Annotated in this window: 5 protein-coding genes; 3 read left to right on the top strand and 2 right to left on the bottom strand. The window is 68.9% G+C overall.

Going from position 1 to position 6,176, the window contains the following annotated elements:
- On the bottom strand, positions 1 to 139 hold a 139-nt coding region (locus tag HPA01S_RS22910), incomplete at its 3' end, for a glyceraldehyde 3-phosphate dehydrogenase NAD-binding domain-containing protein (protein WP_169801569.1).
- A gap of 116 nt (positions 140 to 255) precedes the next feature.
- A complete protein-coding gene (gene tkt / locus HPA01S_RS22140; RefSeq protein ID WP_066273629.1) occupies positions 256 to 2,331 on the bottom strand; it encodes a transketolase in 2,076 nt (691 codons plus the stop codon).
- A gap of 170 nt (positions 2,332 to 2,501) precedes the next feature.
- Between tkt and HPA01S_RS22135 the strand changes: the two genes are divergently transcribed.
- The 3 genes from HPA01S_RS22135 (at position 2,502) to HPA01S_RS22125 (ending at position 6,106) form a co-directional block, all read left to right on the top strand.
- Positions 2,502 to 3,254 (top strand): nucleotidyltransferase family protein, encoded by a 753-nt coding sequence (locus HPA01S_RS22135; RefSeq protein ID WP_281193169.1) that lies wholly within the window; start codon positions 2,502 to 2,504, stop codon positions 3,252 to 3,254.
- A gap of 95 nt (positions 3,255 to 3,349) precedes the next feature.
- Positions 3,350 to 4,747, top strand: a complete 1,398-nt coding sequence (locus HPA01S_RS22130) for an aminopeptidase P N-terminal domain-containing protein (protein ID WP_066273628.1) — start codon at positions 3,350 to 3,352, stop codon at positions 4,745 to 4,747.
- A gap of 168 nt (positions 4,748 to 4,915) precedes the next feature.
- Entirely contained in the window at positions 4,916 to 6,106 is a 1,191-nt protein-coding gene (locus HPA01S_RS22125; RefSeq protein ID WP_066273624.1) for an imelysin family protein, read from the top strand.
- Positions 6,107 to 6,176: the final 70 nt, after the last annotated feature.

Raw genomic sequence — 6,176 nt, 5'->3', positions numbered from 1 at the left:
GCAGCATGTAGGCGAGGTAGTCGGGCTCGAGCAGGTCGTTGATGGCGACGACTTCGATGTCCGAGAAGTTCTGGATGGCGCTGCGCAGCACGTTGCGGCCGATGCGGCCGAAGCCGTTGATACCGATCTTGATGGTCATGGATGCTCCTTTGAATAAAAAAATCGATCCGTTCGCCCTGGGCTTGTCGAAGGGTTGACCCGGGTGGGGACTTCAACAGGCTCAGCCCGAACGGGCTTGACTCAACCCGGGTGGACTCAGCGTTTCGCGAGCACGGCACGCACCGTGTCCGCCACGTTCTGTTCGGTGAAGCCGAAGTGCTTGAACAGCACCGGCGCCGGGGCCGACTCGCCGTAGGTGTCGAGGCCGACCACGGCGGCAACGCCGTACTTCCACCAGCCGTCGGTGCTGCCCATCTCGACCGCCACGCGCGGCACGCCGGCCGGCAACACCGAGACCTTGTAGGCCGCGCTCTGGCGGTCGAACGTGGTGGTGCTGGGCATGGAGACCACGCGCACCGCAATCTTGTGTTCTTTGGCCAGCAGCTCCTGCGCCTTCAGCGCCAGCTGCACTTCGGAACCGGTGGCGATGATCACCGCCTGGGCCTTTTTCTTCAGGCCCACTTCGGCCGGCTCGGACAACACATACGCACCCTGGCTGATGTGGCCGACGTCGGTCTTGGGCGCGTACGGCAGGTTCTGGCGGCTCAGCAGCAGCGCAGTCGGGCGCGTGCTGTTTTCCAGCGCCACAGCCCAGGCCACGGCGGTCTCGGCGGTGTCGGCCGGACGCCAGACGTCCAGGTTGGGGATCAGGCGCAGGCTGGCGGCGTGTTCGATGGACTGGTGGGTCGGGCCGTCTTCGCCCAGGCCGATGGAGTCGTGGGTGAACACATGGATCACGCGCAGCTTCATCAGCGCGGCCATGCGGATGGCGTTGCGGCTGTAGTCGCTGAAGGTGAGGAAGGTGCCGCCGTAGGGGATGAAACCACCGTGCAGCGCCACGCCGTTCATGACCGCGGCCATGCCGAATTCACGCACGCCGTAGTTGATGTGGCGGCCGCCCTGGCCTGCTTCGTTCTTCACCACGTCGCCGGCCAGGTTGAAGCGCAGGCTGGGGGTGGACTTGGTGTTGGTGAGGTTGGAGCCGGTCAGGTCAGCGCTGCCGCCGAGCAGCTCGGGCAGGGCGGCCGTGAAGGTTTCCAGCGCCAGCTGGCTGGCCTTGCGGCTGGCCACGGTTTCGGCCTTGGTGTGCGCGCCGACCACGGCGTCAACCGCCGTCTGGGCGAAGTGCTTGGGCAGCTGGCCCTGCATGCGGCGCGTGAACTCGGCCGCCAGTTCCGGGAAGGCGGCCTGGTAGGCGGCGAAGCGCTCGTTCCAGTCGGCTTCGGCGGCCTGGCCGGCGGCCTTGGCGTCCCAGGCGGTGTACACGTCCTGCGGAATCTCGAACGGCGGGTGCGACCAGCCCAGGGCTTCGCGCGTGAGCTGGATTTCTTCGCCACCCAGCGGCTCGCCGTGCGCCTTGGCGGTGTTGGCGCGGTTCGGGCTGCCCTTGCCGATGTGGGTCTTGCAGATGATCAGCGTCGGGCCGCCGGTCTTGTTCTTGGCGTCGGCAATGGCGCGCTGCACCACCTCGGCATCGTGGCCGTCGATCGGGCCGATCACGTTCCAGCCGCAGGCGGTGAAACGCAGCGCGGTGTTGTCGATGAACCAGGGCGTGACCTGGCCGTCGATGGAGATGCCGTTGTCGTCGTACAGCGCGATCAGCTTGTTCAGCTTCCAGGCGCCGGCCAGGGCCACGGCCTCGTGGCTGATGCCTTCCATCAGGCAGCCGTCGCCCAGGAAGGTGTAGGTGTGGTGGTCAACGATGGCATGGCCGTCGCGGTTGAACTCGGACGCCAGCAGCTTCTCGGCCAGCGCCATGCCGACCGCGTTGGTGATGCCCTGGCCCAGCGGGCCGGTGGTGGTTTCCACGCCGGGGGTGATGCCGTACTCGGGGTGGCCGGCGGTCTTGCTGTGCAGCTGGCGGAAGTTCTTCAGCTCGCCGATGGGCAGCGGATAGCCGGTCAGATGCAACAGTGCGTAAATCAGCATCGAGCCGTGGCCGTTGGACAGCACGAAGCGGTCGCGGTTGGCCCACTGCGGGTTGGCCGGGTTGTGGCGCAGGTGGTGGCCCCACAGGGCGACGGCCATGTCGGCCATGCCCATGGGCGCGCCAGGGTGGCCCGAGTTGGCCTGCTGCACCGCGTCCATCGCCAGGGCGCGGATGGCGTTGGCCTGGGTCTGGGCGCTCACGGGGGAGTCGGTGCGGGTGGGGGTGCTGGCGGCGTCGGACATGTCGTGGTGCGGGGGTGGGTAGGGAAAGACGGATGCGCGGCGGCGCAAAACACCGGATTTTATCGGCCCGGCCGATGCGGGCCCGCCACAGGCACCTCCGGGCTTCGCGCAGAGGCACATAATTCCCCGGCGTGCAGGCGCGTGAGCCGGCACCGGACACCACACCGCCCATGACCCGACTCGCCGCAGACCCGTCCGCCGCCCCCCCGATTCCGGCCATGATCCTCGCCGCCGGGCGTGGCATGCGCATGAGGCCCCTGACCGATGAAACGCCCAAGCCGCTGCTGGCGGTGCGCGGGCAGCCCCTGATGCAGTGGCCGATGGAAGCGCTGGCGGCCGCCGGTTTCCGGCACCTCGTGGTCAACACCGCCTGGCTGGGCGAGCAGATCGACGCCTTCTGCACCCAGTGGTCGACCCAGCACCCCGGCACCCACGTGGCGCTGTCGCACGAAGGCCAGGACTTCGGCTACGCGCTGGAAACCGCCGGCGGCATCGCACGTGCGCTGCCTTTGCTGGGCGAAGTGTTCTGGGTGCTGGCCGGCGACGTCTACGCGCCCGGCTTCGAGTTCTCGGCCGACAGCGTGGCGCGCTTTCGCGCCAGCGGGCAACTGGCCCACATCTGGCTCGTGCCCAACCCGCCCCACAACCCGCGCGGCGACTTCGGCCTGAACGAGCACGGCCTGGCGCTCAACCAAGGCGGCACCCGCCACACCTACAGCACCATCGGCCTGTACCGGCGTGAGCTGTTCGAGGCGCCCTGGTGCGAGATCGTGCCCGGCAACCCGCAGGGCACGGCCGAGCCGCTGGCACCGCTGCTGCGCCGCGCCATGGACGCCGGGCGCGTGAGCGCCGGGCTCTACACCGGACCGTGGATCGACGTCGGCACGCCCGAGCGCCTCACAGAACTCAACGCCGCCGGCTGACCGAGCCCTGCACCTGGCGACCCGGCAAAGCCGGTTCCGCGGGTGCTCCGGGCGCTGCCTCACAGGCCCCTGGCAAAAGTCAGACAATGGCGCGCATGGACTCCACCACCCACACCTCCCTGTACGCCGAGCGCCGCGCCCGCGTGGCCGCCCAGCTCGGTGCCGGCGGCATCGCCATCGTGCCCACCGCGCTGGAACGTCCGCGCAACCGCGACACCGACTTCATCTACCGGCACGACAGCTACTTCTACTACCTCACCGGTTTCACCGAGCCCAACGCCTGGCTGGTGATCACCGCCGAGGGCCACACCACGCTGTTCTGCCAGCCGAAAGACCTGGAGCGCGAGATCTGGGACGGCATCCGCCTCGGCCCCGGCGCCGCGCCCGAGCACCTGGGGGTGGACGAAGCCTTCTCCGTCGCCGAGCTCGACCAGCGCCTGCCGCGCCTGCTGGAGAACCGCCACACCGTGTGGTACCCCTTCGCCACCCACGAGGGGCTGGAGAGCCGCATCAACGGCTGGCTGCAGCCGGTGCGTGCGCGGGTGCGTTACGGCGCCCTGTGCCCCGAGTCGCAGCGCGACCTGTGCGGCATCCTGGACGAGCTGCGGCTGGTGAAGGACGCCTTCGAGCAGGCCACCATGCGGCGCGCGGCGCAGATCAGCGCCCAGGCCCACATCCGCGCCATGCGGCGCAGCGCCAGCATGCTGCGCGCCGGCCAGGACGTGCGCGAGTACCACCTTGACGCCGAGCTGCTGCACAGCTTCCGCGAACACGGCTCGCAATACCCCGCCTACGGCAGCATCGTCGCCGCCGGGGCGAACGCCTGCGTGCTGCACTACCGCGCCGACGCCGCGCCGATCCGCAGCGGCGAACTGGTGCTGATCGACGCCGGCTGCGAGCTCGACGGTTATGCCAGCGACATCACGCGCACCTTCCCGGCCAACGGCAAATTCACCGGCCCGCAGCGCACGCTGTACGACCTGGTGCTGGCCAGCCAGGACGCAGCGGTGGCCGCCACCAAGGCCGGCGCGCGTTTCGTCGACCCGCACGAGGCCACGGTGGCCGTGCTCGCCCAGGGTCTGCTCGACGTCGGCCTGCTCGACCGCAACAAGGTCGGCAACGCGCAAGACGTGATCGCCAACCGCAGCTACTTCCCGTTCTACATGCACCGCACCGGCCACTGGCTGGGCATGGACGTGCACGACTGCGGCAGCTATGTGGAGCCGTCCGAACTCGGCACGGTGAGCGAGCGCAAGGACCCGTTGAGCGGCGAGACCATCAAGGACCGCCCGAGCCGCGTGCTGCGGCCCGGCATGGTGCTGACCATCGAACCCGGCCTGTATGTGCGCCCGGGCGACGGTGTGCCCGAGCAGTTCTGGAACATCGGCATCCGCATCGAGGACGACGCCATCGTCACCGCCAGCGGCTGCGAGCTGATCTCGCGCGACGTGCCGGTCAAGGCCGACGAGATCGAAGCCCTGATGCGCGACTGAGCACCCGAAAGCGAGGCGAGGGGGCGCGGACTTGACGCAGATCAAGGCCGCGCCGATGGGCCCATCGGCGGGGTGGTTTTGGGGCCTTTGGCGGAATTGTTCTCATTTACACTGAGCACCCGCCGGCGTGCGCCGGTCCCATCCGTCCGCTTTTTTCTGGTCCTCACCATGAAACCCACCCTGCTCGTTCTGGCCTTGTCGGCCACCTTGTCGATGCTGCACGCCCCTGCCCAGGCGCAGGCCCCCGCCAGCCCCGCTGCCGCCGTTGCGGCGCCGGCGAGCGCCACCTACGCCACGGTGGCCACGCACTACGCCGCCCTGGTGTCGGCCAACTACAGCGACACCCTGGCCGCCGCGCAGGAGATGCAGAGCGCCATCGCCGCCTTCGTCGCCGCCCCCTCGGTCGACGGCCTGGCTGCTGCGCGCAAGGCCTGGCTGGGCGCGCGCGAGTTCTACGGCCAGACCGAGGCCTTCCGCTTCTACGGCGGCCCGATCGACGACGACAAGGGCCCCGAAGGCCAGATCAACGCCTGGCCGCTGGACGAGTCCTATGTGGACTACGTGGTGGGCAAGCCCAACTCGGGCCTGATCAACAACACCAAGTTCAAGATCACCAAGGCCAACCTGGCCAAGTTCAACGAACGCGGCGGCGAAGAAAACATCAGCTCCGGCTGGCACGCCATCGAGTTCCTGCTGTGGGGCCAGGACCTGAGCGAAACCGGCCCGGGCGACCGTTCTTTTGAAGACTTCGTTGACGGCAAGAAACCCAACGCCGACCGCCGCCGCCAGTTCCTCACCGTGGCCACCCAGCTGCTGGTGGACGACCTGCAATACCTGGCCAAGGCCTGGGCGCCCGGCCAGAAGAACTACCGCGCGCGCTTCGAGAAGGGCGGCAAGGAATCGGTGCGCAAGATCATCGTCGGCCTGGGCTCGCTCTCGCGCGGTGAACTCGCCGGCGAACGCATGGAAGTGGCGCTGAACTCGCAGGACCAGGAAGACGAACACTCCTGCTTCTCCGACAACACGCACCGCGACATCGTGACCAACGCCACCGGCATCCAGAACGTGTGGCTGGGCCAGTACAAGAAGCGCGACGGCAGCCTGCTGCAAGGCCCGGGCGTGCGCGACCTCGTGGCCGCGAAGAAGGCCGACCTGGCCGAGAAGACCACCGCCCAGCTGGCGGCCTCGGTTGCCGCCGCCGAGTCCATCCCGGCACCGTTCGACCGCGCCATCGCCAAGGGCGCCCCCGGCCGCCCCGCGATCGAGAAGACCATCGCCAGCCTGGTGGATCAGTCCAAGCTGCTGGTGGAATCGGCCAGCGCGGTGGGCATCGCCAAGCTGACGCTGGTGGAGCCGTGATTCGGCACACCCCCCTGCGCCGCTGATGCGGCTTCCCCCTCTCTGGCGCGCCTGCGGCGCTGGGAAGGGG

Source organism: Hydrogenophaga palleronii NBRC 102513, assembly GCF_001571225.1.
Lineage (GTDB): Bacteria > Pseudomonadota > Gammaproteobacteria > Burkholderiales > Burkholderiaceae_C > Hydrogenophaga > Hydrogenophaga palleronii.
Note: the sequence above shows the minus strand (reverse complement) of the source record. Positions and strands in the feature narration are given on the sequence as shown.

What these genes read in the sequence shown, in the direction of transcription:
- tkt (WP_066273629.1), bottom strand. Translation starts at nt 2,331, where the DNA reads ATGTCCGACGCCGCCAGCACCCCCACCCGCACCGACTCCCCCGTGAGC.
- HPA01S_RS22135 (WP_281193169.1), top strand. Translation starts at nt 2,502, where the DNA reads ATGACCCGACTCGCCGCAGACCCGTCCGCCGCCCCCCCGATTCCGGCC.
- HPA01S_RS22130 (WP_066273628.1), top strand. Translation starts at nt 3,350, where the DNA reads ATGGACTCCACCACCCACACCTCCCTGTACGCCGAGCGCCGCGCCCGC.
- HPA01S_RS22125 (WP_066273624.1), top strand. Translation starts at nt 4,916, where the DNA reads ATGAAACCCACCCTGCTCGTTCTGGCCTTGTCGGCCACCTTGTCGATG.